A 26,877-nucleotide genomic window follows, 5' to 3' on the forward strand; every position below is an offset into this window, starting at 1 on the left:
TAAATACTGTTTTAAGGCAATTCTAATATTTGCTTTACGAATTATCCACTTAACAATTAGTTTGAATAGCCTATGTTAATTCGTCAGGTTTCGGAAAATTTCTTCCAGAGAATTTCCGGTTTGCCTGAGTGCATCCAGCGAACTATCGCTGACGACTTTTCCTTTGTTAATAATAATCACCCTGTCGCAAAGCGCTTCCACTTCCTGCATAATATGCGTGGAAAAAAGAACTGTTTTGTCTTTTCCCGCTGTGCGGATCACTTCCCTGATCTCCTGGATCTGGTTGGGGTCCAGGCCGGTCGTTGGCTCATCCAGGATCAGTACCGAAGGATCGTGCAGGAAAGACTGCGCAAGTCCTACCCGCTGACGGTATCCTTTTGAAAGCTGTCCTATTTTTTTTCGTTTTTCAACCTCCAGACCGCACATAGTAATAACTTCCTCCACTCTTGCCGTCAGTGCCGCACCCTTCATTCCATATAATTTTCCTGAAAAAAGCAGAAACTCCGTTACATACATATCCAGATAGAGCGGATTATGCTCTGGCAGATAGCCAATGGCTTTTCTGGCAGGCATAGACTGCTGCGTTACATCATAATCCGAAACCTTTGCCACACCTTCCGTTGGCTTCAGATAGCCCGTGAGAATTTTCATCGTAGTGGATTTCCCGGCTCCGTTTGGACCCAGGAAACCTACTATCTCCCCTTTTTTCAGGGAAAATGAAATTCCGTCAATAGCACGCTGCGATCCGTAGACTTTCGTAAGATTGGTGACTTCGATGGACATTTTTTAATGTGTGAATGAGTGAATTTTGAATGACTGAATTTTTAAGTGTTAGACTTTTAGGAAGAGTTTGTTTCTGTATAATAGATACATAAATGCCCACTGGACTGCTATGAATGCGAAGACTTCTCCCAAGGCTTCTAGGGGTTCGGGTAAGTAACTTAATATTCCTCCAAACAACGCTTCGGCAGTAAAACCGAAATTGATAAAACTGCCTACCATATATATTACAATGGAGTTCATACCGATTACAACGAAGAACAGTGTCCACTTCCGGTAATTAAGCACGTCAACAATCCAATAGAACAAAGCCAGCAATAGTGTACTAAATCCTCCTGCGCAAAGCACAAACGAGCTCGTCCATAAATTCTTGTTGATAGGGAAAAAGTAATCCCAAACCAGGCACAGCAGCAGACTGACTATCCCTGCGAATATCAGGTAAACCACCTTGTTATTTTTAGAAATTAACTCTTCGCTTGTCCGCAAAAGCTCCCCTGCAAATATCCCCATTAACCCGGTTGCAATCGCCGGGATGGTTGAGACCAGGCCTTCCGGGTCATGTATCGTCTGGTGCAAACGTCCCGGTATTATCATTTTATCAATGTAGCTTGCCGGGTTACATTCAATCGTAAGCAGCCCGGCGCCGCAGCCCGGTACGGGAAAAAACACCATGAAGAGATAGTAGCCTATCAACAAGCCGGCAAACCAAATCCATCTGGCCCTTTTTCCGGTATATAAATAAATGATCTGCGCAAACATGCCGGCCAATCCGATCCGTGCCAAAACGCTGGGATAGCGCATCCTGCTCCATTCTGTATGAAAAAGACCGTTATTATAAATGATGCCGAGAATCACCAGAATAATACCACGCTGAATTACCTTTTTTACCAGGTCAGAAGCCGGGATACCTTTTTCCAGACGGCTGCCCAGAGAAAACGGGGTGGAGACACCCGCCATAAAAAGGAATGTAGGAAAAATCAGATCGTAAGCCCGGAAACCGTTCCAATCAGGATGTGTAAACTGGTGAGCGAGAAATATGGCCCAGGACCAACCCGTAACCTTTGCCAGTACTGCGAAAATCTCTTCGCCTCCTGAAATCCAAAACATGTCAAACCCGCGCAAAGTATCCAGCGACAGTAACCTTTGCGAAGAAGAACTTTCTTTCATCTGATAAATAAGGGTAAAAGGAAATAAAATTTGGAAAATATAGGATAGTTTAAAATAAAATCTAAATTTATTTACTGGAAAGTTCGTAAAAAATACCATTCATACCGTTCAACGAAAGTACATTTATTTAAATAAACATATAAGTCGGGAGGATAATGAAAAAAATCCGGCAGGTTTTACAGGAGTATCCGCTGGTTTATATATTTCCGGGATAGTTGTCTGCGTTATTAGCATCAATATTTTTAACACAGCAACTACGCCCCATGAAAAAATTATCGATAGTCTGTTTCCTCGCCGCCCTGCTCATTTTTACCGGCTGCGCGACATCCAATTCAACTTACAATTCCGGCCGGGACGATTCCTACCAATCGGAGGAAACGCTCGCCAAAAGTAAGCTCAATAATCGCAGACTTGAAAAAAATCTTGACAAGTTTGCCACCGAGCTTGGTCTCACGAAACGGCAGCAAAAGCAGCTTAAAAAAATTGACAGAAGATACGCCCGCATGGAAAGAAAACTTTCAAGGCGCAGCGATACCAAGCGACGTCATAAAAACAGACTAGCCGAGGAAAAGCGCCTGGAAATAATAGAAGTGCTCTCCCCTCAGCAGCAGGAAAAGCTTGAAGCACTCATGAAAAAAGGCAGATTCAGTTTTGACCAATGGTTTGGGAAATGAAGGGGCTACCGGCTATCAGCGGCCAAGTGTGTGTCATGTGTGGTCATGTATTGTCATTTATAGCAACATTAAATTTCCGATGGCCAAAAGCTGATAGCCGACAGCCCAAAATCCTTTCAAATCCAAAATGATTATAATTATTGTGGATTCAAATCCAAAAATATTATGGTTATTATGGATTACGATCCAAAATGATTATAACTTTAATGGGTAAAACCATCAGGTTATGATAGAAAGAAATCAGCTTCAGTTTGCAAAAGACCATTTATTCAAAGGGAAAGCCTTTATTATTTATGGTCCCAGACAAGCAGGCAAAACAACTTTTTCCGAACAGCTGCTGAATATAATTGCAAAAAAAACATTACGTCTCAATGGCGACGATGCCGACACGCGCGAGTTGCTTTCCCGGCCTAATGCGACGATGCTCGGCAGGATCATCGGCGACAATGAAATCGTTTTTTTGGATGAAGCCCAGCGTATTCAGGAGGTAGGGATTTTGATCAAAATCATTGTCGACCAATTCAAACAAGTCCAGATCATCGCGACGGGCTCTTCTTCCTTTGAGCTTGCGGGTAACATCAATGAACCGCTTACCGGCAGACGCTATGAAATGGAATTATTGCCACTATCCTACGGGGAATTATTAAAAAACACAGATTTTTTAACCGAACAGCGACTTCTTGAACAAAGGCTGATCTACGGCTCCTATCCGGAGATCATTGTTGATCCCACAAATGCAGAAAAGCACCTTAAACTCATCGCGAACAGTTATTTATACAAAGATTTGCTCACTTTGGAACAAATAAAAAAACCGGTGTTGCTGGAAAAAATCGTGAAGGCACTTGCCTTACAGATTGGAAGTGAGGTCAATATCACGGAGATTGGAAGATTGGTTCAGGCAGATAATAAAACCGTAGAAAAGTATATCAATCTGCTGGAAAAAGCCTTTGTGCTTTTCAGTGTGCCAGCCTTGTCCCGGAATTTAAGGAATGAAATAAAGAAAGGGCAGAAAATATATTTTTATGACAATGGCATTGTCAATGCTATTACAAACAATTTCAACAATATAAAAAACCGCAGCGATACCGGGGCATTATGGGAAAATTATATTATCAGCGAAAGGATTAAGGTGCTCAAAGAAAAGCAAGCCGACACTAAGATCTATTTCTGGCGGACAACACAGCAGCAGGAAATTGACTATATCGAAGAAAACTCCAAAGGGTTGCTGGCTGCAGAATTCAAATGGAACACGGACACAAAAAAAAGATTTCCGACTACATTTCTGAATGCTTATCCTGAGGCAGAAACAATATCGGTAACACCCGCTAACAGAGACGATTTTTTAGCTGGCTAAACGATCACCGCAACCCCTTCAGCCAAACCTGAACCGTAGGCCCAGTCATATCGAAAAGAATGCCCGGTAAAATCCCGAGTAAGATTGTAAGAACGACTAGCGGGACTAAGAGCCAGGTTTCGCGCAAAGTCAAATCCGTGAGTACGTGTTCGCCTCCGTTTTTATACCAAAAAGAACCGAAAAACATACGCTGGTAAGTCCAGAGAAAATAGGCGGCCGCGAGTACAATTCCGAGTGTGGACAATGCAGGTATCCATACCGGCAAAGCGTCAGACTGAAATGCACCCATCAACGTAAACAGCTCTCCGACAAAGCCGGAAAATCCAGGCAATCCTAGGGAAGCGAAAAAAGCGATACCGGTAATAACTGTATACTTAGGCATTACGCCAATAATCCCGCGGTAGTGATCAATACTCCGGTCGTGGGTGCGGTCGTATATCACGCCTGTCAATAAAAACAGCATGGCAGAAAGTACACCATGGCTTACCATCTGATAAATAGCCCCGTTAATTCCTTCTGCAGTAAAAGCCGCGATACCAAGCAGAACAAAACCCATGTGGGAAACAGAGGAGTAGGCGATCATTTTTTTAAGGTCATTTTGGCCTAAAGCATTAAAACCTCCGTAAACTATAGAAATCAATCCGAGGACCGCAAGCGGAATTGCACTGTATAATGCTTCGAGTGGGAAGAAGCCGTCGACGATGCGTATAAAACCATAACCTCCTATTTTCAAAAGAATTCCTGCCAAAACCACGGAGATGGGCGTAGGAGCCTCCACGTGCGCGTCCGGCAGCCATGTATGAACCGGTACAACCGGTAATTTGACAGCAAAACCTATGAATAAAAACCAGAAAGCAAGGAGCCTTACAGGAATATCCAGTATCGTATATTGAGAAACAAAACTCAATGCAGAGCCCTGGATGTAATTGGCGGCGTCGGCCAGATATGCGAAACGAAAAGTATGTACCAGCTGCTCGGGCGCGATCCGGCCGTCGGCAAGCCATTGCTGTATCTGTGGAATGATATCGGGATGCGCCGCGTCCTCAATTCCCAAAATACCCACAGTCCGGGCCGTTTCTAATGGATCGATCACAGATAAATACAGGCCGATCATCACGATCAGGATCAAAAGCGAACCGAAAAAAGTATAAATAAAGAACTTCAATGCTGCATACTCACGCCGTGGCCCACCCCATAACCCGATCAAAAAATACATAGGCAGGAGCATGAATTCAAAAAACAGATAAAATAGGAAAAAGTCCTGCGCGAGAAAGCAGCCAATCACACTGCCGGTCAAAAGCAGATAAAGCGAGAAATAGCCACGCGTTTTTTGATGAATATTCCAAGAACTGACCACCCCGACAAAAAGCACGATCACGGCCAGCAGCACCAGTGGAAAACTGATACCATCAACGGCAAGAGCATAATCAATGGAAACAATACCCAGCGAGCCGATCGGCAGGGTGATCCAGTCGACGGTTTCGCTCAACTGAAAACCAGGATTCTGATTGTCGAATGAAGTAAAAAGGAAAACCGCAACGACAAATTCAAGTATAAGGGCGATAAGTGCGATCAACCTGAAATGCTCCGGACGCCGTGAAGGCCAGGCGGCCACCGCAGCTGCGCCTAGTATAGGAATTGCAATTAATAAGCTGAGTATATGATCAATCATCAAAAAATAAATTAAAAGCTGCCCGGCCCAATCCTGGTTACATGGCAACCAACCACAATATCAACAAAAATACCCCAACAGCCGAAACTACATAATAAGATTGGATCTGACCGTTCTGAAGGCTCCGGACTCCCTGCCCCGACGAACGTATCAGAAATACAGTCAGCGTTACCCCGCCATCGACGATGTTCTTATCAAACCAGCTGATCAGGTGGGCGAGAATTACATTTCCTTTCGCCAGATTGTCAACAAAGGTGTCAATAATACGCTTTTCAACTTTTTTCAGGAATGCCGCAATAAAGCTAAAAGGAATAATAAAGTATTGGTCGTTTGAATAATCCCTCAGCCAGGCCAGCCGGGTTGTGGATATATCAACTGACGATTCTGTCCTGCCGACCTTAAATGGATTTTCAGTTTTAATTTCTTTATACGCCAGAAAAATAGAGAGGAACGTCACCGCACCCGCTGCGAAAGGCACCCACGTCAAATGCGCCGCTTCCTGTACGCCGATAAAAGACAGAAACCAGCCGCTTCCGGCATCGACCGGGTTCCATGCGAACCATATAAAAACGGAAAGGATTGAAAGCAGAACCATCGGCGCCCACATTATGACGGGAGATTCGTGCGGATGCACCGAAGGAGAAACCTGATATCTTTTTTCGCCAAAAAACACGAGCCACATCTGGCGGGTCATGTAGTAAGCCGTCAAACCCGCTGAAAGCAGAATAATGATCGGAAATACGTATCCCCAGGCTCCGATCTGACCAGCCCATAAAAAGCCTTCGGTAATGATCGCGTCTTTGGAAAGGAAGCCGGAAAAAAACGGTAAACCCGCCAAAGATGCCGCACAAATTGAAAAACATATAAAAGTAACAGGTAGCTGTTTTCTCAAGCCACCCATTGTCCGCATATCCTGCGGATCAAAAGTATCGTCAGTTTGGGAAGGTGTCACTGCGTGGATCACAGAGCCTGCTGAAAGAAATAATCCTGCTTTGAAAAACGCATGAGTGGTCAAATGAAAAAGCGCGGTTTGCCAGCTGCCGAAACCCGCTGCTATCACCATCAGCCCCAGCTGCGACATGGTTGAATACGCCAGAACGCGTTTGATATCCCACACCTGCGTGGCCTTCAATGCTCCGATCACCATCGTAATTGTCCCGATAACGGTAATGACAATCTTCGCATCAAATGTGAGTAAAAAAGATATTCTTGCTAATAAAAAAATACCGGCCGCCACCATTGTGGCTGCGTGAATAAGCGCTGAAACCGGAGTAGGACCTTCCATCGCATCCGGCAGCCAGCCTGAAAGAGGGAACTGGGCCGACTTGCCCATGCAACCTCCAAAAAGACATAAGCCAATAGCTGTTAAAATGCCCGGGCTCAACATATCCATTTGGAGAGAAATAACCTCAAAGTCGGTAGAACCAATATAGTAAAACAGCATTAAAATACCTGTGAGAAAGGCAGCATCACCGATACGGTTGAGGACAAACGCTTTTTGCGCGGCCCAGACAGGTCTTTTTTTCAAATACCAAAATCCGATCAGCAAATAGGACGAAAGCCCCACCAGTTCCCAGAATATGTACATCACCAGCAGACTGCCGGCAAGCACTATTCCGATCATGGAAAAAAGGAAAAGCTGTATGAATGCAAAGTACCGGTGCAGGTTTTTATCGTCGTGCAGGTAGGCAGTACTGTACAGCTGCACCAGCAGCGCCACGAAATGTACCACGGAAAGCATGACGCAGGTAAGCGTATCGAATTGGAACGAAAGTTCAATGGTGGTGCTCCCGATCAGAAGCCAGTCGAACCGGATGGTATGCAGTATGTTTGGGTCGGCATATTTCAGGGTAACAAACAGCCCGGCGGCGGTAGTCAGCGCCCCTATCCATCCCGCAATTTTATTGAAGCTTTTCCCTCCCAGCCAAAGCAAAAGAAAAACCAGAAAAGGCAATCCCAACAGCAGACAAGCGGGTAAGAAGTATGCGGAATCGGGCATAAGAGGCTGGTATTCGTTTATGTCGGCAAATATCCTGAATTCGAGACCGAATTCAAACAATGCTAGATTTCTTTCTCAATATCTTCAATTTTACCTTCACCATGGATCACTTCGAGCAATTCCCGCAGATCGTATGTGGACCGGTTGTAGCTGTTTCCCAGGACAATTATTACCGCCTCATCCTCCGGACATACCCAGAGCATGGTATTGTAACCCTTCCACCAGCCTCCGTGGTAGAGGAAGCGCGGCGTGTTATCAGGCTTGGTGTGCATCCGGAAACCGTAGCCATAATTCCTGATACCTGCGCGTTCAAAACTTCTGGGTTTGAACGCCTCATCCAAAAGCTTTTTGTCCAGTAACAGACCGGACGTCAACCCGTTGTAAAATCTGTAAATGTCGCCGGTAGTTGAGTATAGTCCCTTGTCCCCGACCACATCGTCAAAATAATCCTTTTCAAGCCTTCTTCCATATTGATGCCCCGCCGTCCTGAACTGCAATGCGGCGGAAGATGTATCTGTCACCAAAAAGGTGTTTAGCATACCGAGAGGTGCAAAAATCTGTGCATTGAGATATTTGCCAAAATCTTCACCGGTGATCTTTTCAACGATCGCGGCGAGCACACAGTAATTGGTATTACAATAATTAAATGACCTTCCCGGCCGGTTGTAAGGCGTGGGCGTCGGGATCACTTTGGCATACCAGTCGAGGATTGTCATGTTATCCGGGAACTTCCTGCCGCGGCGTACGCTGTCCGGGAACGAATAAATGTAATTGGGCAGCCCACTCCTGTGGCTCAGGAGCATATCCACTTTTACACCATGATATGGAAAATCGGGAAAAAACCGCTGAACGGAATCGTCCAGGCTCACGCGTCCTTCCTGAATCAATTTGAGGATAGCTATGGCCGTAAAAGGTTTGGACAAAGAAGCCAGCTGGAAGCGGGAATTGCTGGTCAGGGAATCCTTATCCCTAAGGTGTGCGAACCCGAAAGAATTCTCGTACAGGATCTGTCCTTTCTGAACGATCAGGACATTTCCGTTGAAACCGGCGCGTTTTTTCCGCCGGAAAATATCTTCAATCTTACTGATTTTTAATGCAGTTGCAGGATCAGGATTTTTGACCGGAACGGGATCGAGCTTCGCTATTTTTTTCGCGTTAATGACCCTTTCTTCCGGCTCCGACCTGTTTTTTCTAACCAACCCCCAGGATACACTCAGGATTACCAGGACAGCTAATGCCGCCCACCACACTTTCGGCTGCACTTTTTTCAACATAGGCTTTTGGCCATTAATTTTTTAAGAACGTTGTTATGCTAACGACAGGTCGCAGGCATTATTTATATTAATTCTTACAAATTAAAGGCACACAAGCTTATGGAACTAATACTTTCACATGTTCTTTCCGTCCGTTTTTGTTGTGGATCAAAAGATATAAACCCGAAGAAAGTGGCTGCTGCGGCACCAGATTTATGAAACCAGGCACGCTGTATTCGTAAAAACCCTTAATCGGCCGGCCGGCATAATCGGTAAATAAAAGATGATGCGGGTCAATGCCATTGTCTTTAATGCTAATGTAATTCGGAGAGGCCGGATTGGGCAAGACTTGCAAACCAGCTGACGGATCACGAATGACGACATCCCTGGTTGGAGAAAATGAAAATGACTGATCCAGGTCGACCATTCGCAACCGGTAGTAACTGACACCCGATACAGGCATGTCATCTGTGAAACTATACTGCTTTCTGCCCATTGTTTCGCCCGAGGCAGTAACCCTGCCAAGCTCTTCAAACCGGGCCATATCGCTACTTCTCTCTACAACAAATTCATGGCTATTCTTTTCCAAGGCCGTCTCCCAGGTCAGATTCACCTTATTTTCAATGTGTTCGGCTTTGAAATAGGTAAGATCTACCGGCAAAATTATTTGTAAAACCTGACCATTAATAACGATTTCATCAAACCACAGCACGCCAAGAGTCGTATTGAAAGGGTTATTTCCGTAAATCCTTATCGCAAATGTATTATCGGAAAGATTGTTGAAGCTGGTCGGCACTGAGAATGGGTAGAATACATTTTCATTGACGAGGGTAGAGGAAATTAAATCGGACGTAAAACCATCGATGCTACTGCGAAGTTTTATTTGTTTGGGACCCGTATCGGATCTTTTTAATCGAAACGAGATAGAATTGATGTTGTACTTGAATGTATTGGCGGCAAACATAAATTCAATATAACGTCCACTGGAAAAAGCAACCGGCCAGGGTTTGACGACATGCGCAGCCACCACGGCATTGGTGTAGCCATATCCCCCATTTAAGGCATTGGTATTGGCCCCGCCAGCCAGCTTCGCATCCTCCGGTGAAAAATTAGCATGGCTCGATGTGCCAGCCAAATGTTCGTCCATACTCCATTTAATTTGAAAATCCTCCTGCGCCGCCGCCGGAGAAACGAGTAATAATGAAAAAAGAAACATCAAAACGATGCAATTCGTCGGAATTTGGAATAACCTTTTCAAGTCTGTGATGGTTTGGATTCACGGTATTTACTTTACTAATACGGTAAAGCTTGAAAAGGTAACGGGGGGAGCACGTCTTTTTTAGCGTGATTTGTTACGCTGATCATTCAAATTGACAAGATAATGCAGGCTGATCCTTGGAGGTGTTAAAAACCGGGTTCCGTAAAAAGGTGAGATGAAGTTTGCGAAGTGCCCGATTTCCAGGTTAAATCGTCGCTTATAACTTATTCCGGCCTGCAGTCCGAGGAAGTCGAAGCGGTACCCACCGCTTGCAATGCTGTAATGCAAGCCAACATAAGGACGTACGCTTTTCGCACCAAAATAACCTCCCACGCCTACTTCAAGTGTCTTCAAAAGAACTTTCCGGTAAGAATTCTGATCACGTACCAGTAAATTGGGTGTGAGAAAATAGTTGATTTTCAGGTGACGATTATAATGTTTTCGCGGTAAATTGATTCTGATACCTACGCCAAAAGTAAATTTATTATTGAGAACCAGGCGATCCTCTTTCCAATTTTCAAGACCGGTATTTATATCGACATCGAAAGTCAATTTGTTATCCTTAGACTGATATATCTGATGATGATCTGGAAATATATTATTGTACTTTTCCAGATATATTTTTAAATATTTTTCCTGATATACAGGAATAGGTTCATTCGATAAAATTGTATTTTCTGTTAATTTTTTAAGCTGATTTTTGTACTCATCAATCGTTAATAGGTAAGTGGTATTGCGAATTATTTTGTTGAAAGGATAGTAATAAAGCTCTTTTAACGAATGATTATTTTCAATAAAAAAATGTGGTTCTTCCTTAGCATTTAAATATAGATACAAAGATGCTTTGCCACCTGCCACCACTTCCTGCAAAAACACCTGTACCGAATCCAAAGTCTCTAATGAAGGATCTGCTTTGTATGTATCGGTCACTGTTATACGCAATAGGCCTATTTTCTTGCTTTTATAAATGTCATGATCAGGACCGATATTGAATGCGTTTGCATTCGTAGCCGAAATCATGGTAACAAGCCCGTCTTTGCCTTTAAATTGAATGCTTTCAGGGCTTTCTGCCCAGTCGGCATCTCTGATCAGACCCTGTATGGTATCATTTTGATTTGTAATAATATAACCTTCAACCCATTTCCCCTGTGCAAGAGTGTTTGAATATGACATTGATTGAAATAGTAGAGTTAAAATGGCAGTCTTCAAAGTGTGCATAAATACATTTTTCATAGTTGTGTGATTGATGTTTGGTTAATTAATAAGAATTCACTGAAATCAGGTGTCAACTAACGTGACACCTGATTTCAGTGAATTATTTTAACTAATCGAAATCGCCTTCCTCTTTTAATTTACTTATTGAAAAATAGAGAGTATCAATTGGCGTTTCTTTTCCATAATATATTCTTCTTGAATATTTTACAGCCATAATAGTATTACCAGTTGATTGGCAACGATATAGCTCATAGTCCTCACATTGCCCTAGCAGAATTCTAAAATTAATCGAGTCAGTGAGATAATATGATTCTGTAAGCTTCCCATTTTTAGAGGGGTTGTGATTTAGACTTGGCTTTTGATTTCAATAGTTACTACTTCTTTTTTCGTGGCACTTTCTTTCAACAGTGTGTGCTTCTGATTCGGTGTTAGTCCCTTCATTGACCTGTGCGGGTGCTTACTATTGTAATTGTCGAGCCATTTGTCAGACAAAATGCGCAGCTGCTCCAGAGAATCAAAGAAGTATGCGTCCAGAACATCTTCCCGGTAAGTCCTGTTTAGTCTCTCGTTGTACCCATTCTGCATTGGCTTTCCAGGCTGGATAAATTTCTGCTCGATCTGCTTTTCTTCGCACCAATTAGCCAGTTTCTTGCTAATAAACTCAGGGCCATTGTCAGTTCTTATTGATAGTGGCAACCCTCGTTCGCATTCCAACTGCTGCAATACTTGTATGACTTTACCGGCACAAAGAGAGTAATCCGCATGTGCTGCAAGTGCTTCTCTACTGGCATCATCCATGACTATTAATGTTCTCACACGTCTGCCGGAACTAAGAGCATCACTGACAAAATCCATACTCCAAGTTTCGTTCAACGTTTTAGCCTCGATTAAGGGCTGCTTTGGCCTTTTCAGAATACGCCTTTTTCGCTTACGTCTTAATTTGAGATCCATATTTCGATAGATTCGAAGCACCCGTTTGCGATTCCACGGTAGGCCCTTGTTTCTTAAATTGCCGTAATACCAATCAAAACCTCTTGTCGGATGTTCTTCTGCTAGCTCATTAAGCATGTCTATAACAGGCAGATCGTTCTTGACAGTTTTGTAATAGAAAACGCCGGTACTTAAATGCAAAACTCTGCACGCCCGCTCAATGCTAAATCCAGCTTCCTGAGAAATATCGGAAGCTATCAGCCGCTTCTGAGCAGGCTTTAAAGCTTTTTTTCGATGATCTCTTTTGCCAGTCTGTGGTCAAGAGCCAATTCTGCATACATGTGTTTAAGACGGCGATTCTCCTCTTTGAGAGCCTTCAATTCCGCTAGTTCCGAAGCACCCATACCGCTGTATTTCTTGCGCCAATTGTACAGTGTAGCTTTGGAGACGCCATTTTCCCGAGCGACGTCATTTGCCTGTTTGCCAGAATCCAGGTCTTTGAGGATTTTGACGATCTGAGTTTCTGTGAATGTGTTCCGTTTCATAGCAGATTAAAATTAGAAAATTTGTCTAATTCATCACCACTCTGTTTTTAGGGAAGCATACAATTTCGTATCACTCATAAGAACACCTCCGCTAAATGGCCTGAACCTTTCTTCATAAATTCCATTACCTACATAATCTCAATCAAACAATAGCCTATTTCAATAAATTAAAATCTCAAACTAAATCGGGCTTTGCTCTTGTAACTTCTCTTTAGTCTCTATTATTTTTTGTTTTAATTGTTTAGCGGTATAGAATCCTTTCCACAATGTTAAATCTTCTTCATATTCTGAAAACCGTTGTGATACATCCCTTAAATCAGAAAAGGTTTCATATTCAATATCTGTAAGACCTTCGTAGTACATCTCATTAACAAGGGTATCATGAAAATCATCACAAAATATAGTTTCACTAATTTTACCTGATAAATACTGGTTTATAAGCCAATATAATCTTCGTTTATCGTGTTTACTGTACATTTTAGTTACGGTTTAATTGGACTATATTGAAAATGCCAAATTCCCAGGGGGATAAGGGGTGGGTAGGCCTTGCTTTGTATATTGCAGCCCACCGCCTGCAACCTGGCATCGTGGGCTGCAATTCAGCAGCAATATGCTGCCCTTCGTAATAGAGTCTGTTCCAGACGGTTTTGCTAAAATTCTTTATATTTTAGAGCGGGGCGTCTACTTTCCAAGAAGCGTCAAAATTCGAATTATTTATATTTTTCTTAGCCAAATAAACAAGCAAATCGTCGACGGCAGTACAATAATATTCTGATTCCATTTCAACAAACAGATCTATATCTAAGGGATAATCATCAAGGTTATTCTTACTGCTAACCTTGTATATCAGTATCTTAAACATCCATCTGGTTCCTTTGTCGTCCAAAGCATTGGGGATTATCGAAATCCAAATTGTGTAATCTGGATTATCATCAAGTTTTTGAGAAATATTGTTCTGAGAATAAATCAGGTTATTCCAGATCTTGGTTACAAAACCATTTGTATAATGTTCTCCTCTTGTCATTTTTCGAAAAAGATTCTAATGATTTTATTGCCTTCATCATGAATTTGCAGATGTAGAATATCCCCATGTGGATTTGCTGGACCGTGTCCGACAAGTCTGCCTGCGCCGTCAAAGTTATCATCCCAGTGATAATGCCCACCCTTTCTAAACCAACTTTTAGCATCTAACGGGTTCCAACCAGTAGTATTTTTAAATTCTTTTTGTTGAAACAAACCCAAAAATAGTTCTTCGGCATCCGCTCTTGTAGCAACTTTTATTGCAGTTTTGCCACTTGCTAGTTCTTTGGCTGCTTGTGCAAGCCGACTGTTTGACCAGCTATAAGTGCCCAAGATATTTCTAAGACTGCCTCCAATATTGACAACTGATCCAACTTTCCCGATACCAATATCAGGCGGGGTTCCCATTCTCGGTGTCATCCTATCGAGTAAGATGCCATCACTACTCACTTGTCGGCCGTCGCTGCAAGCACGGTTGCCATTCCAAATCTGGTCGGCCCAACCTGTGAAGCCCGACACGGCTGCCATGGCTTGCGAGCCGGAAGGAACCGATGTAGGCAAATTGGTTTGCCACTCTTTTCCCGTCCAAGTCCACGAGCCGTATTGATTGGTTACAATAGCACCGTCTGCATAAGTTTTCTTGGCTTCACTGCCTTGTGGGCAAGTAGGGCAGCGGCCATCTGGATCAGTCCAATTTATCGGGTTGTCAAAAACATAAGCATATGTTGACCAACCCTCATAAATCTCCGCCAAAGCATCCACCACGCCCCAGCGTCCCACCTCCGCCATATACATTCTCGCCCCATAATCCAGATACCCGCTCCCAACCTGCAATTCCTTCCCATTGTACAAATACCTGTTCATTCAGTTCTGGACATGAGTACATTGAGGTGATTAACATTGAATTGAAATACGCTCAATTTTTGGATTCTTCAATAAATCGGATAATTCAGCTTATTCTTCTATATCTCCTGTTACTTTTAATTCGCGTGCTTCCTTAAGAATTAAGTCGGCCAAATTTCTGTCGTTGATTTCGACAACAATAATTTTTTCTTTTGTCAACTAAATCATCTTTAAATATTTTAGCATCCACCAATGATAATCCAGCTTTTTCATGAAGTAATTTGATAAAAAGTTTTTTTTATACCAGGCTCCCATCCGGTAAATGTAATTTTTGCCATGACTTAGTTGATTTTAAATGTAAGTTGTGAAGGTATTTTCACTGTATTTTCTTCGGTAGTTCTAATATATAACTTCATTCTAATTTCCATTTTTTAAATATTCGTCATTGCTCATAGTTAAGTGTTCCAATACTTAATTACCTGGAAAACCTTTCGTTTTTAGCCAATCAATTTTACTCTTATAATGTTCAATTATTTGATGAGATAAATATCCTTTTACCATATCCCCTTCACAAGAAAGGCGATAGGCCGATTCATACAACAAGTTTTCAGGTTCTTTTTCCATAGCCTTCTTTTGAAACTCCATTCCCAAATGGCTATTTTCTAGACCAAAATACCATTCAGCAATATGAAGTATTTTGCACATAAAAAATAAATACTCTGCATTCTCTGAAAATTTTTCTTTTGATTGATTAAACCATTTTTGTAACAAATCAATCATTCTACCTAGCTCTTCATTAGGATACTCATCTTCCACTAAAATATTATGCAAAAGATATATAGCTCTTATGCTTTGATCAACATCATCAGGATACTCGGTTAATAAATCATTAACTAGTGCAATTGCGGGTTTCCAGTCTCTTTTTTTGTGAAAGAAAAATCCTTTTCTATTTCTGATAATCGTCTTCTCCAACTCATAGTTTAATAGTTTAAGGAATATACATTGTACCAAGTCTGGGAACTCCAATAATCACATTACCTCGAATTAAAACAGTTGAGCGTCCAACATTTACTGGAATGTTATTGAACAACCCGCTTACAGCCACTTCTTCATTATTATACATAAAATAGATCTATTAGATCTTCTAATATTTTACCATCTGGAGTCAACTCATAATTTATATCAAATCCCCTTCTTTGCAATTCATCACTTGCCCAATCACGGATTTCATCGGACGTTTCTTCATCAATTTCTATAAAGACAAATTGATTTTCTTGACTGACTTTCTTCAGCTTTAATCTTAATAAATTTTGTTCTTCAGAAAGACTATAAATCAGATAGTCAAACTGATTCTTGTTTAGTTTAATTATCATTGCCCTGATTGTTTTAAAAGTTTCGCTGCTTTACTTGAAGATGTTGGATTAACAGATATTATCTTTCCAGTCTGGGGATTAATAATAACTTCTCCAAATTGACCGACAAATCTTTGGTTTTGCGACCTAATTGGTCTGTAACAACATTTCCTGTTTTTAAAGGATTTTTTATTGCATCTTAAATTGCGTTAGGTTTTACGCCTCGTTCTATGGCTCTATCTAAGCCATGTTTGGCAAACCCTGTAATTTTAATGCTATTCGCTGTTTGAAGACCCCCCTTAGCACCAGCTTCCCCAAACTCCTCTCCACCAAACTTAAGAAACTTTGCAAGAAGCCCTCTTGCTCCCTTCAAAAGTACTATTCCTCTTTCCAGCGGAATAGCGAAAGCTTCTAAGGTGTAATCGTTTTCTACACGACCGGAAGCCCTTGGCTTTGAAGCGTCGAAAGTGTCGTTTGCAAGTGCTTTCGCTTCCGCCGCCCGGACATTAGGCGAATCAGACGCCCCCCGTTTCCTGTCCCGTTCCTCCTGCTCCCGCTGCACTTCCCGGAACATTTCCTCCGCAGCCTTTCCTTCAAAATGCCAGGATGACATGCCGTCCGGATCAATAAATATAAGCGGATTGTCATTGCCATAGGTATATGGACTGAAACGTCTGGCCACTTCACTTAATGGGTCAATAGCCCCCCACCTCCCAACTTCCGCCATATACATCCTCGCCCCATAATCCAGATACCCGCTCCCAACCTGCAGCTCCTTCCCATTATACAAATACCTGTTCACCCAATTCTGGACTTGTGGCGGGGCACCGTCGCGGTTGATGGGCAGGCCGAAGGGATAATAATCCGTCTTCTGCAAGATCTTGCCCTTCTCATTGAAAACGACCCGGATGTTGCCCAGATGGTCTTTAAGATAATAGTCAAAACACAGGGAATCTTTGCGGAAAACGGCCTGGGCGTCGGAGAGGGCAAGGCGTTTGAAAACATTGGCCCCGTTGTACTCGAAGCCCCCGGCGTATTTGATGGTCAGCGTGTCGGCAATGTATTGGTGTTTGGTGCCGGTGGCGTCGTAGTCGTAGCTGAAGGTTTTGGCGCCGATGGTCACGGTCCTGGGCAGGTCCAGGTAGTTGTAGGTGATGGCAGCGCCGCGGTTGCCGTCGGTGAGCATGTTGCCGTTGCCGTCGTAACCATAGCCGCTCACGCCCGCCTTCACGCCCAGTCCGCTGCCGGACCCGTCGGTGAGGGCCGACAGCCGGTTGCCGGTGTAGGAATAGGCCAGGTTGTCGATGGTCCCCGCCGTCCCATTCCTGACCAGCGTTTTGATGTTGCCGTTTTTGTCGTAGGTGATGCCGCTTTCGGTTTCCTTGTAATTAAAAAGCCCCGTGCTGCCGGTTAACCTGCCCGCATTGTCGTAAGCAAATACCAGCCCTTTGGTAAAGGTGTCCTCTGCCTTGCCCGACCATTGCATTTGGGAGATATTTCCGTTGGTGTAGCTGTTGCCGTTGGCATAATCCAGGCCGATGTTGTAAAAAGAAGAGTCCGCCCGATTTTCCTTGATCTTGTAAGCCGTTTTGACATCGGTCAGCAAGCCCCGGATGTTGTGGGTATACCCGGTCCTCCTCCTGAACTTGATGCCATCGCCGGAATGCTGCCATTTTTGCGAGAGCTGTCCCAAAGCATTGTAACGCCGGGCCTGGGTCACGGCCACTTTCTCCTCCCCACCGGCAGAAACCTTCTCTTTTACTTCCAGCAGCCTGTCTGCATGGTCGTAGGTAAAAGTCTGCCAATGCACCTGGGTGCCACTGGCTAGAACCTGCTCGGTTTTCTGTTCTGCGACCACCGGGGCCAGGTCATATTTATAAAGCATGGAGGCCCGTTCCATGGCCGTAGGCCCCAGCTCGTGCAGCTGCCTGACGGATTGGACCTGCCTGTACTCTTTGTCATAATAGGTCACATTGGTCAGCCAGCCGCCCGCCCCGCCGTTGCCCGGCATTACCCTCGCCCTGCCGCCGGTAATATGCCCTTTGACCAAATTATTGAAAGCAGGGTAATACACCGGCGAATAGGACAAGCCCGCCGCTTTTGAAAAAGCATAATCATCATAAAAAACAATGGTCAGCAGGTTGGCCTCGGTGGCATTCAGCGGCGCTGTTTTGTTGAGGGTATAGCCTGCCAGGGTCCCGTTGGCGCGGTCTTCGTGGTGCTGGGCGCCGGCATCGACAGTGCCCGCCCAGCTTTGGCGGGTGGCGGCAGAGGCAATTTCCCCGGTAACGGCCGGGCGGTTGAGCGCGTCATATTTGGTAAATGCCCATACGCCCCGGGCCAGCTGGTTGGCATCGCGGGACAAAACGGGCCGGTCGTACTGGTCGAATACCGTCTCCAAAAGTCCCGCACCGGGCAGCTTTTTGACAACTGCCCGCCCCCTGTCGTCATAACCGTAGAGAAAGGCAAAATTGGCCGCATTGGCATCGTCCTGGTACTGGGGCTGCAATACGGCCCGGAGCTGTCCCAGGTCATCGTATACATAGTAGGTGGCCAGTGTCACGGCCCCGGCAATGACGCGGCAGACCATCTGGCCCTGCCGGTCGGTATACTCGCGGGTAACATTGCCCTGCTCGTCGGTGGATTGTTTCCGGAAGAGCGTGCCTGCACCATAGCTGCCTTGCTGGGAAACCGTCAGCAGGATGTCGGCATTGGGGACATAGTCGTAGCGTTTGACTTCACCGGCCACATTGGAGCCCAATACTATGGAGGCGGCAGCACTTTTGCCTCCCGGCGCCTGGCTGCCGGTGGACCTGCCCAGGGGGGATGCTTCAAAGAAGGTTTCCTGGTAGGCCCTGGAGAGGTTGTCGGCTTTCAGGCCGGCAGTGTTGGCGGTGTAGAAAAATGCCTGGGAAGCGGCGGCCCCTACCTGGAAGTTCCCGCCTCCGCCAGTGACGGGGTAGGGCAGGTACTGCCGGGGTTCCCTGCCATACTCATCATATTCGGCCGGGGCGACCATATCGGCACCCGAGGGGCTTTGGCCTACCTGGACCGTCTGGACAGGCCTTGCCAGCCCATCGAAATACCGGACCTGAAGCTGTACTTTGCTTACATCGTTGGGGTTGGCACCGGTTTGTTTGTAGGTCCGAGAGAGGACATAATTGCGGTCGCCGCTCTGGGCGAAGGCAGTCTGCAATGCTGCCAGGAACAGCAGGGATTTTAGAGCGTGATGCAGGTGTGTACGCCACGTTCGAAATAAAGCTCTCAATAAAGAATCCATAAAAAAGCTGCGTTTAAATGAATAAAATCTTCATTTAGACGCAGCTTCTTTTCTCAGGTCACAAAAAAAGCCCCGACTTGAACCGGGGCTATTACTATTTTAAAACTCAGCGCTTTTAGGATAGCGCGGGAAAGGGATCACATCGCGGATGTTGCTCATTCCTGTTACAAAAAGAACCAGACGTTCAAAGCCCAGTCCGAAACCGGAGTGCGGCGCAGTACCGAATTTCCGGGTTTCCAGGTACCACCACAGGTTCTGGGGATCAATACCTACTTCATGTACCCGCTGCAGCAATTTATCATAATCCTCTTCACGCTGGCTTCCGCCGATGATCTCCCCGATACCAGGGAAAAGTACATCCATCGCACGAACCGTCTTGCCGTCTTCGTCCAGTTTCATATAAAACGACTTGATCTCTCGCGGATAATTCGTCAGGATTACCGGCTTTTTGAAATGTTTTTCAACCAGATATCGCTCATGCTCGCTGGAAAGGTCAATTCCCCATCCTACCGGATACTGGAATTTCTTTTCTTTATGTGGCTTGGATTTCAGCAGGATCTCTATGGCTTCGGTGTAAGTCAGACGCTCGAAAGGATTGTCGACTACAAAGCTTAATTTTTCAAGCAAAGGCTGGGATCTTTCGTTCTGCGGTTTGTTTTTCTCTTCTTCAGCAAGCCGGTTTTGCAAGAATTCCAGGTCATCCTTACAGTTTTCCATGGCGTAACTGATGACCGTTTTTACAAAATCCTCAGCAAGGTCCATATTGTCTTTCAATTCAAAGAAAGCCATTTCCGGCTCGATCATCCAGAATTCCGCAAGGTGGCGGGTTGTATTGGAGTTCTCGGCCCGGAACGTAGGTCCGAAAGTATAAATTTTGGAAAGCGCCATTGCACCAAGTTCGCCTTCGAGCTGCCCGGAAACTGTAAGGTTAGCTTCGCGTCCAAAAAAGTCTTCCTTGAAATTGATATCACCTTCTTCGGTTCTTGGCAATTTGTTCAGATCTAAAGTAGTAACGCGGAACATCTCCCCGGCACCCTCCGCATCCGAAGCCGTGATCACCGGAGTATGCAGGTAGAAAAACCCTTTGTCATTGTAATATTTATGCACCGCAAAAGCGAGCGTATGCCTGATCCGGAGAATTGCACTAAAAGTATTGGTACGCGGACGCAAATGGGCAATTTCACGTAAAAATTCAAGCGAATGCCTTTTGGGTTGCAACGGATAAACCTCTGGGTCAGCCGCACCATACACATGGATATCCTGGATTTTTACCTCCACAGCCTGACCAGAACCCTGCGATTCTACAAGTTGGCCGGTAATATTCAGGCACGCCCCTGTAGTTACCGTCAGCAGCAACTCCGCAGAAAACTGTCCTGGTTCAGCAACCGCCTGTATATTATGGATGGTCGAACCATCATTCAGCGCGATAAAAATCGCGTTTTTGCTTTCGCGTTTGGTTCTTACCCAGCCTTTGACTGTAACGGATTGTTGCTCAGGAGAGGCTTTTAATAATTCTTTGATCTGCAGAGGTCCCATTTTGTTATAAATTCAATCTTTTGATTTCTGTATTCTTAATTGCACCGGTTTCCCGAATGAGGCGCAAAATTACAAATTACGTTCCGAAAACCTATTCTGAAACGGCAACTTACTTTTCTGCTTCCACAGACGTTGCACAGTCTGGTTTTCAATTTATTTTTGTTCCTTTATTCCAGATTAATGACTTCCTGTTTTGAATAACCGCATCGCAATAATATTATCCGTAATATTTCATCCCCTGATCCTCACGACATACCTTTTTGCATTGTTATTCATGCTGTCGCCCGAGCTGGTGGGCGTAAGTGCATTGGAACTGCCAGCCCTGGGAAGCCTGCTGCTGCTTTTGTGCCTCAACACATTTATCGCTCCCGCACTGGTGATATATTATTTCCAGAAGCTCGGTATCATCAGTTCCTTATATGTAGACGATCTGGCGGAGCGCAGGCTGCCTTACCTTGCCTGTATTATCATTTACGCCCTGGCTACCTATTTATTTGGCTGGCAGCTCGAACCGATAGGCGAGCTCGCGCCTCAGATTTCGATCATCCTCGGTAGTGTAACAGTATCCCTGGCATTGATGACCGTTATCACGCTCTTCTGGAAAGTGAGCGCCCATGCTACCGGCATTGGCGGCGCAATTACCATGCTCGCCGGATTGATGATCAGGTCAGGGGAACCTTCCATTTTTTATCCTTTATTGGTAACTATTGTGATCGCAGGCTGGCTGCTCAGCGCAAGGTTACACCTGAATGCCCACACTCCTGCGCAGATTCTGGTGGGTTTTGTTTGCGGCGTTTTTGTGAGTAGTATGGCTGTCTATTTTTTCTTTTGACAGCAAACACTTCAAATTCCAATGTACCAGCATATCATTTTTTCGAACAATGACGGCATTGTAACTATCACTCTAAACCGCCCGGAAGTCTACCACGCGCTTAATGCTGCGATGATGCAGGAAATCACGCAGGCAATCGGGGAGGCTGGAACAGATGATTCTGCACGCGTGGTTATCATCACCGGCGAAGGCAATAAAGCATTTTCTTCCGGTGCCGATCTGAAAGATGCTGTCAACTCCAGTCGCAGTGCCGGGGACATGCTCGAAATGTATTATAACCCCATGATTCTCGCGATCCGGAACATTTCAAAGCCCGTGATCTGCCGGCTGAATGGTTTGGCTGTTGGTGCGGGATGTTCCCTTGCCATCGCATGCGACATGATCATTGCCAGCGAAGATGCTTATTTAAGCCTGCTCTTTGTCCAAATCGGATTGATGCCAGACGCAGGAGCGACCTTTTTTCTCCCGCGAAGAATAGGAATGGCCCGGGCTTTCGAACTGGCGGCCACCGGCAAAAAAGTATACGCGCCGGAAGCCGAGCAAATAGGTTTGATCAACAAATCTGTCCCGGCCGGTGAACTCGACAAAGAAACCGCGTTACTTGCCAGCTACTACCGGACAGCTCCGACACTTGCTATCGGCGCAATGAAACAAGTTTTAAACCAATCCTACGAATCAGATTTACAAAAAATGCTCAATCTGGAAGTTGCCAACCAGGATAAACTGTTCAAAAGCCAGGATGCCGCAGAAGGAATTTCATCATTTTTACAAAAGAAAAAGCCTGATTTTCAGGGCAAATGATATTATCTCAAACTTTTTTCAGCAATTTTCGGAACCGACTATTGCTCGAACCCACTTCATTCCCTATCTTTGCAGTCCAATTCAGGGTTTCGTAGCTCAATTGGATAGAGCACCTGACTACGGATCAGGAGGTTTGGGGTTCGAATCCCTACGAGACCACAGAAAATTTAAAAGAGGCTGTCTTAAAAGGCAGCCTCTTTTCGTTTACAGCCTTGCACTGTTTGTTTGGATTGATTATCTTTAGGTATAAGCAATCCAGGACCGATGGCCAGACGACAACCGACCTTTAAGCCCTATTACCAGCAGCAGTTAATGCTGCTTCCTCCCGGTTTGGACGAATTGATTCCCAAAGACCATGCTTGCCGTGTAGTCAACGAGGTGATCAATAACATCAATTTAAAGCCGCTGAATGCTGCTTATCATACAAAAGGATCATCCAGCTACCATCCCCAGATGTACAATTTAGAATATCTTGCTGGTTATCAAGAAATTTTCAGGACATTTAATACTCAGTGCAAAATCGGGACATGAAAAGGGAATTGATCCAGCCTCTCTTGGATCTGAAGAGTATAGTAATACCTCAACCCTTTAAATTAAGATGGAAGTACTAAGAGCAACAGTTTAAAGGAAATTTAAAGAATGTAGTGAAGTGAAAAAATGTGGGAAGAAATCAAAGTATATAGACAGCTAGATAAAAGGGAAATCAATCCTATTTTCAGACAACTTGGAAAATCACTAGTTGCTAGGATAGACGGTTATTCAATTGAACATACAAACTCAATAATTAAATTGTTCAGACAGAAAAATCATTTAGAACAATCCATATTTATCGAAAAAACATCAGGGTCATACGACTTAAATGTTACAATTTGCATAAAACCTACTGACTTTTATAGAAAGCACAAATTTTCCATGGTTAATATTGTTCCATTGGGAGAAATATTAAATAATTATCGAAGAACATCATACCCTTTGACACAAGAGTGGGATGAATTAAGTGTATTTTTATCTAAAATAATCAAAGCCGAAGTGGAGGATTACTTTCAACGATATGACTCATATAGTAAAATAATTAAAAGGCGTAAAGAGATTGAACCAAAAAGCTTAGATTTAGACAACAAATATGAACTTCTAATTTATGCTGCCATCAGGACAAGAAATTTATCACTATTACTTTTTTATCTAGATGTAAAGCTAAGAAGTCCCGCAATGAGAATCACTAGAAGTGAATTTCAAAAGCCTGACGGGAGGGATATTGATCAGGTAGCTTTCTTGGAAACGATAAGAGGTTATGCACAGGCAGGTGATTTTGAAAATATTGAAAAAGAAATATTATTAATTTGCCAGCAGACAGGTACAGGTGTATATAATCCTACTGACAAACATCTACGTAAAGAGTCAAAAAAGTGATAACCAAGGTAAATGACGATCTGAAAACTTATATATAAAGATTCAAGATATCGAAGCATCGGTTTGTTAATAAAGACATAGTTGGGTAGTAAGCGATGTTCATTAGCAAAATTTGGAGTACAATGAAGGAAGAACCAATAGGCAGTAATTCATCAGTCAAAGTGTGTAAACTTGTAATGTTGGTGATTCTTTTGTTTTATTCGTGCAATCAAGATTACTCAAATGAAACACATGTAGTGCTGCCCGATAAGAGATTACTATTTATAATTGATCAGTATGTAAAAATGGACACTGCATTTACTGATACTCGGCTTATCACTTTAACCCAACTCAATAGTAGAAGTTGTCAAACTGATTACTATCTTTCATCGGTGGGCTTTTTGCTGAAAGACTTATACGATCGCATACCACCTTCTAAGTACTTTGAATATAAGGGAATGCTGTGTATAGTCCTCGATGGTAGCGATGCTTTATATTCATCTAAAAATTCTAAGAAAGAATTTCAAAAATTAGTTAAAAAGCATCAAATTCCCGTGGCAGATATATTCGAGGGCGGTTCCTATTCTAGAAGTTGTTGGTATGTCAAATATTTTAATGATTCAATAACTTTTGAGAAGGAATGTAAGGATAAGGAATATCCATGCGATACAGTCCCAACAACATTAATGCTTCCTTGAGACATTTTCAATAATGTAGGGAAAGTGGTTTAACCCGCTATTCAAGTCTACTGGAATTAATAGAAATGAAAGGATGACAACAATATACTTAAGTTCCAAGCTTAAAAATGAGTATCTGTAGTTGAAGAAATATAGTCGGATTACTCTATTCCCTACTACGCAATGATAATACTCCCTAGGCCAAGAGATACGATCTCGTAAAAAAACCTCATTTTCTTCTGATCTGATAGTTAAAATTTAAAGATTTCCCCCAGCTATTTTTAGGAATTCGGTAAGGGGAACCTTGAGGAAGATACTTTCCTGAAACTTCAAAATAGATGAGCTATTCATAGGCACTCATAGAATCGGGTTGTTGAGCTAGTATCTCAATATGATCCGTACCAGTAGGTGCTATCTGGCTAAAGGAATAATTTCCATCTTGGTCAGTCGACGTGGTTAAATCAAATGTATTTCTTGCTGAAAACCCCAACTGATCAACTCCATAATATTGCAGCTGAACATTTTCTATTGGTTTTCCTGCTTCATCAATAAATTTTCCACTTACCACAGTTGGGGTATCTGGAAGCTTATCTTTACAACTGCCTATGCCAGTAAGGATTAGGAATACAATTATAAACCGAGTTTCAACTGATTTATTCATAGACATTTCTATTATTTTGATTGTACGTAAAAAAGAAACACAGTTTTATTGGTAGTGAGCCCACCCCAGAAAAAATGATTTCTATATATAACAAGACTTGGTACGCTGATTCACTAAAACGCTATTAATATATAGATATCTTATATATCAGAATGAAAGATATGTAGAATCTATCCTGTTAATGTAATACATCCTACCATCTAAATGAGCAAAATAAGAGACTTCAACTAGGTAATTGAGTAGATGATATTTAGTTAAATGCTATCATAAGGAGATCTATTCTAACCCGTCAAAGAAATCTAAAAGATTTTTTGCTATTAGGTAAAGATTAAAATAATTATTATCCGCAAATATTTTGTTGTCAACTTCCTTTTCATGGTCCCAAAAATATACATATCCATAATCCCTGGTACCGCAAGAAATGCAAATTAAATTACCACCAGGATCATGTGCAATCGGTAAAATATGAAACGGTAGGCGTTGTTCCTGAATTTTATAGATATTGCTATAAGTTCGCAAACTATCATATTCACCATCATAAATTGCTAGAAACCAGTCTACTATGGAATCTGACTTAGCCGCGTTTTCACTAAATGTAAACCTATTCGGATGACATTTTCCTCCATTATTTCTCAGTATGTGCTCGCGATATTCAGTGGGAAATTTTAACCCGACCAAATATTCTATATCTGCAATATCTTTTATTTTGACTGGGGCTTCGGTCTCCGAAAAAATTACCATAAAATTGTATTTGTTCTTTTAGACGCATTGAAAATCCTAGGAGATACCCAATGATAACTTTGTGCAGTTATAGTCATAAGTTGTTACATAGTTATTGAAAGGTTCCAATCTCATAAGTATAACAGTCAAAATCAAACTCAAAATTTTGATATTTCAACAAATAATCTGCTTGGGCCTTATCGATCGAATACACCATAATAAGGTCTGGATCATCGGGATATGGTTTAAATATTTGTTTCAATACTGCAACGTCCATCATGACCTCCCATTCTCTATGTAATTCCTCAGTATGTTTATCAAATTCAGAAATGATCTTCGAATATGCCATAATATATTGTATGTAATGTATCAATACCTGCAACTTTCCAGGGTAGCAGAGTTTTCCAGTTACAGTTCGTCATAATTTTCCAATCAGTTTGAACCTGACTTCTGATCTTAAACAATACTTCCCAGCCAAATACCAAGTTAACATGTCTCCAAAGGTCATATCAAGTGTTGGTTGCAGTGGAGGGAAAAGATTTATTTCAAAAAATTTACTATTGCCGAATGCTAATAGTCTGATAATTAACACATATATAAAAATTGGTAAAGCTAAAACCATCCATGATGGGGTGATCAATTCACCTTCGGAGAGAAAATGCTTTGAATAATCAAAATCCGTACAGTCTAAGTTATATTTAGCAATAAACTTTTCAAAGAGGTAATAATTGTCATCTCCCGAACAGCCAAGATCATCTTCAATTCTAGTGCTTAATGAAGATACTTTGCTGCTGGTTTCAACTTCAATGAACGTTTTTACTTCAATATATGCCTGTCTGGCATATCCGAAGTCCGTAAGAATAATCCTTTCCATTTCTTGACAATATGCCGATTACATGAGTAAATCTACCAATTACCT

At 43.0% G+C, this 26,877-nt stretch carries 27 protein-coding genes and 1 tRNA gene; 8 read left to right on the plus strand and 20 right to left on the minus strand.

What is annotated here, in order from left to right; translation table 11 throughout:
- Nucleotides 1-75 precede the first annotated feature (75 nt).
- A complete protein-coding gene (locus tag FBF61_RS19815) occupies nucleotides 76-783 on the minus strand; it encodes an ATP-binding cassette domain-containing protein (RefSeq protein WP_138480541.1) in 708 nt (235 codons plus the stop codon).
- A gap of 48 nt (nucleotides 784-831) precedes the next feature.
- Complete coding sequence (locus tag FBF61_RS19820) at nucleotides 832-1,947, minus strand: acyltransferase family protein (protein WP_138480543.1); 1,116 nt, start codon at nucleotides 1,945-1,947, stop codon at nucleotides 832-834.
- Between the two features lie 263 nt (nucleotides 1,948-2,210).
- Here FBF61_RS19820 and FBF61_RS19825 point away from each other — a divergent pair, with 263 nt between their 5' ends.
- Together FBF61_RS19825 and FBF61_RS19830 are read left to right on the plus strand one after the other, a co-directional pair.
- Complete coding sequence (locus FBF61_RS19825; RefSeq protein ID WP_138480545.1) at nucleotides 2,211-2,621, plus strand: hypothetical protein; 411 nt, start codon at nucleotides 2,211-2,213, stop codon at nucleotides 2,619-2,621.
- A gap of 226 nt (nucleotides 2,622-2,847) precedes the next feature.
- Entirely contained in the window at nucleotides 2,848-3,975 is a 1,128-nt protein-coding gene (locus tag FBF61_RS19830; RefSeq protein WP_138480547.1) for an ATP-binding protein, read from the plus strand.
- Between the two features lie 4 nt (nucleotides 3,976-3,979).
- Here FBF61_RS19830 and FBF61_RS19835 read toward each other — a convergent pair whose 3' ends face one another.
- The 14 genes from FBF61_RS19835 to asnS form a co-directional block, all read right to left on the minus strand.
- Nucleotides 3,980-5,647 carry a complex I subunit 4 family protein gene (locus FBF61_RS19835; RefSeq protein WP_138480549.1) on the minus strand — a complete coding sequence of 556 codons (1,668 nt, stop codon included), beginning with the start codon at nucleotides 5,645-5,647 and terminating at the stop codon, nucleotides 3,980-3,982.
- Nucleotides 5,648-5,684: 37 nt separating this feature from the next.
- Nucleotides 5,685-7,646 carry an NADH-quinone oxidoreductase subunit L gene (gene nuoL / locus FBF61_RS19840; protein ID WP_138480551.1) on the minus strand — a complete coding sequence of 654 codons (1,962 nt, stop codon included), beginning with the start codon at nucleotides 7,644-7,646 and terminating at the stop codon, nucleotides 5,685-5,687.
- Between the two features lie 62 nt (nucleotides 7,647-7,708).
- Nucleotides 7,709-8,920, minus strand: coding sequence for a serine hydrolase domain-containing protein (locus tag FBF61_RS19845; RefSeq protein ID WP_138480553.1), 1,212 nt, complete (start codon nucleotides 8,918-8,920; stop codon nucleotides 7,709-7,711).
- Nucleotides 8,921-9,017: 97 nt separating this feature from the next.
- On the minus strand, nucleotides 9,018-10,157 hold the full coding sequence (locus FBF61_RS19850; RefSeq protein WP_138480555.1) for a hypothetical protein: 1,140 nt from the start codon (nucleotides 10,155-10,157) through the stop codon (nucleotides 9,018-9,020).
- 81 nt (nucleotides 10,158-10,238) lie between these two features.
- Complete coding sequence (locus tag FBF61_RS19855) at nucleotides 10,239-11,330, minus strand: hypothetical protein (protein ID WP_166444571.1); 1,092 nt, start codon at nucleotides 11,328-11,330, stop codon at nucleotides 10,239-10,241.
- A gap of 387 nt (nucleotides 11,331-11,717) precedes the next feature.
- The gene (locus tag FBF61_RS19860) at nucleotides 11,718-12,563 is read right to left on the minus strand and encodes an IS3 family transposase (RefSeq protein WP_205748309.1); all 846 of its coding nucleotides are present in this window, start codon (nucleotides 12,561-12,563) and stop codon (nucleotides 11,718-11,720) included.
- A 17-nt stretch (nucleotides 12,564-12,580) separates the two neighbouring features.
- Nucleotides 12,581-12,847, minus strand: a complete 267-nt coding sequence (locus FBF61_RS34905; protein ID WP_205748304.1) for a transposase — start codon at nucleotides 12,845-12,847, stop codon at nucleotides 12,581-12,583.
- A gap of 180 nt (nucleotides 12,848-13,027) precedes the next feature.
- The gene (locus FBF61_RS19865) at nucleotides 13,028-13,324 is read right to left on the minus strand and encodes a hypothetical protein (protein ID WP_138480561.1); all 297 of its coding nucleotides are present in this window, start codon (nucleotides 13,322-13,324) and stop codon (nucleotides 13,028-13,030) included.
- Between the two features lie 190 nt (nucleotides 13,325-13,514).
- Nucleotides 13,515-13,871, minus strand: coding sequence for a hypothetical protein (locus FBF61_RS19870; protein WP_138480564.1), 357 nt, complete (start codon nucleotides 13,869-13,871; stop codon nucleotides 13,515-13,517).
- Entirely contained in the window at nucleotides 13,868-14,731 is an 864-nt protein-coding gene (locus tag FBF61_RS19875) for an RHS repeat-associated core domain-containing protein (RefSeq protein ID WP_138480566.1), read from the minus strand. The genes FBF61_RS19870 and FBF61_RS19875 overlap by 4 nt, the downstream gene beginning before the upstream one ends.
- Nucleotides 14,732-15,181: 450 nt before the next feature.
- On the minus strand, nucleotides 15,182-15,682 hold the full coding sequence (locus FBF61_RS19880) for a hypothetical protein (protein ID WP_138480568.1): 501 nt from the start codon (nucleotides 15,680-15,682) through the stop codon (nucleotides 15,182-15,184).
- Nucleotides 15,683-15,825: 143 nt separating this feature from the next.
- Nucleotides 15,826-16,083: a hypothetical protein gene (locus FBF61_RS19885; RefSeq protein ID WP_138480570.1), complete on the minus strand. Its 258-nt coding sequence runs from the start codon at nucleotides 16,081-16,083 to the stop codon at nucleotides 15,826-15,828.
- Between the two features lie 178 nt (nucleotides 16,084-16,261).
- Complete coding sequence (locus FBF61_RS19890; RefSeq protein ID WP_138480572.1) at nucleotides 16,262-19,342, minus strand: DUF6443 domain-containing protein; 3,081 nt, start codon at nucleotides 19,340-19,342, stop codon at nucleotides 16,262-16,264.
- Nucleotides 19,343-19,441: 99 nt separating this feature from the next.
- Complete coding sequence (gene asnS / locus FBF61_RS19895) at nucleotides 19,442-20,878, minus strand: asparagine--tRNA ligase (protein WP_138480574.1); 1,437 nt, start codon at nucleotides 20,876-20,878, stop codon at nucleotides 19,442-19,444.
- Between the two features lie 193 nt (nucleotides 20,879-21,071).
- On the opposite strand from asnS, the gene FBF61_RS19900 reads away from it, so the two are divergent.
- From FBF61_RS19900 to FBF61_RS19925, 6 genes are all read left to right on the plus strand, one after another.
- On the plus strand, nucleotides 21,072-21,710 hold the full coding sequence (locus FBF61_RS19900) for a hypothetical protein (protein ID WP_138480576.1): 639 nt from the start codon (nucleotides 21,072-21,074) through the stop codon (nucleotides 21,708-21,710).
- Between the two features lie 21 nt (nucleotides 21,711-21,731).
- The gene (locus FBF61_RS19905; protein WP_138480578.1) at nucleotides 21,732-22,511 is read left to right on the plus strand and encodes an enoyl-CoA hydratase/isomerase family protein; all 780 of its coding nucleotides are present in this window, start codon (nucleotides 21,732-21,734) and stop codon (nucleotides 22,509-22,511) included.
- 85 nt (nucleotides 22,512-22,596) lie between these two features.
- Nucleotides 22,597-22,670, plus strand: a tRNA-Arg gene (locus FBF61_RS19910).
- A 105-nt stretch (nucleotides 22,671-22,775) separates the two neighbouring features.
- Nucleotides 22,776-23,042: a transposase gene (locus FBF61_RS19915; RefSeq protein ID WP_205748305.1), complete on the plus strand. Its 267-nt coding sequence runs from the start codon at nucleotides 22,776-22,778 to the stop codon at nucleotides 23,040-23,042.
- 126 nt (nucleotides 23,043-23,168) lie between these two features.
- Entirely contained in the window at nucleotides 23,169-23,921 is a 753-nt protein-coding gene (locus FBF61_RS19920) for a hypothetical protein (RefSeq protein ID WP_138480580.1), read from the plus strand.
- A 122-nt stretch (nucleotides 23,922-24,043) separates the two neighbouring features.
- The gene (locus tag FBF61_RS19925) at nucleotides 24,044-24,598 is read left to right on the plus strand and encodes a hypothetical protein (RefSeq protein WP_138480582.1); all 555 of its coding nucleotides are present in this window, start codon (nucleotides 24,044-24,046) and stop codon (nucleotides 24,596-24,598) included.
- Nucleotides 24,599-24,920: 322 nt separating this feature from the next.
- On the opposite strand, the gene FBF61_RS19930 is transcribed toward FBF61_RS19925, so the two are convergent.
- From FBF61_RS19930 to FBF61_RS19940, 4 genes are all read right to left on the minus strand, one after another.
- A complete protein-coding gene (locus FBF61_RS19930; protein ID WP_138480584.1) occupies nucleotides 24,921-25,238 on the minus strand; it encodes a peptidase associated/transthyretin-like domain-containing protein in 318 nt (105 codons plus the stop codon).
- Nucleotides 25,239-25,514: 276 nt separating this feature from the next.
- Nucleotides 25,515-25,979 (minus strand): SMI1/KNR4 family protein, encoded by a 465-nt coding sequence (locus FBF61_RS19935; protein WP_138480587.1) that lies wholly within the window; start codon nucleotides 25,977-25,979, stop codon nucleotides 25,515-25,517.
- Between the two features lie 91 nt (nucleotides 25,980-26,070).
- On the minus strand, nucleotides 26,071-26,307 hold the full coding sequence (locus tag FBF61_RS35780) for a DUF7683 domain-containing protein (RefSeq protein WP_445438735.1): 237 nt from the start codon (nucleotides 26,305-26,307) through the stop codon (nucleotides 26,071-26,073).
- A 69-nt stretch (nucleotides 26,308-26,376) separates the two neighbouring features.
- Nucleotides 26,377-26,832, minus strand: coding sequence for a DUF1493 family protein (locus FBF61_RS19940; RefSeq protein WP_138480589.1), 456 nt, complete (start codon nucleotides 26,830-26,832; stop codon nucleotides 26,377-26,379).
- Nucleotides 26,833-26,877: the final 45 nt, after the last annotated feature.

It is taken from the genome of Dyadobacter bucti (assembly GCF_005869225.1).
Lineage (GTDB): Bacteria > Bacteroidota > Bacteroidia > Cytophagales > Spirosomataceae > Dyadobacter > Dyadobacter bucti.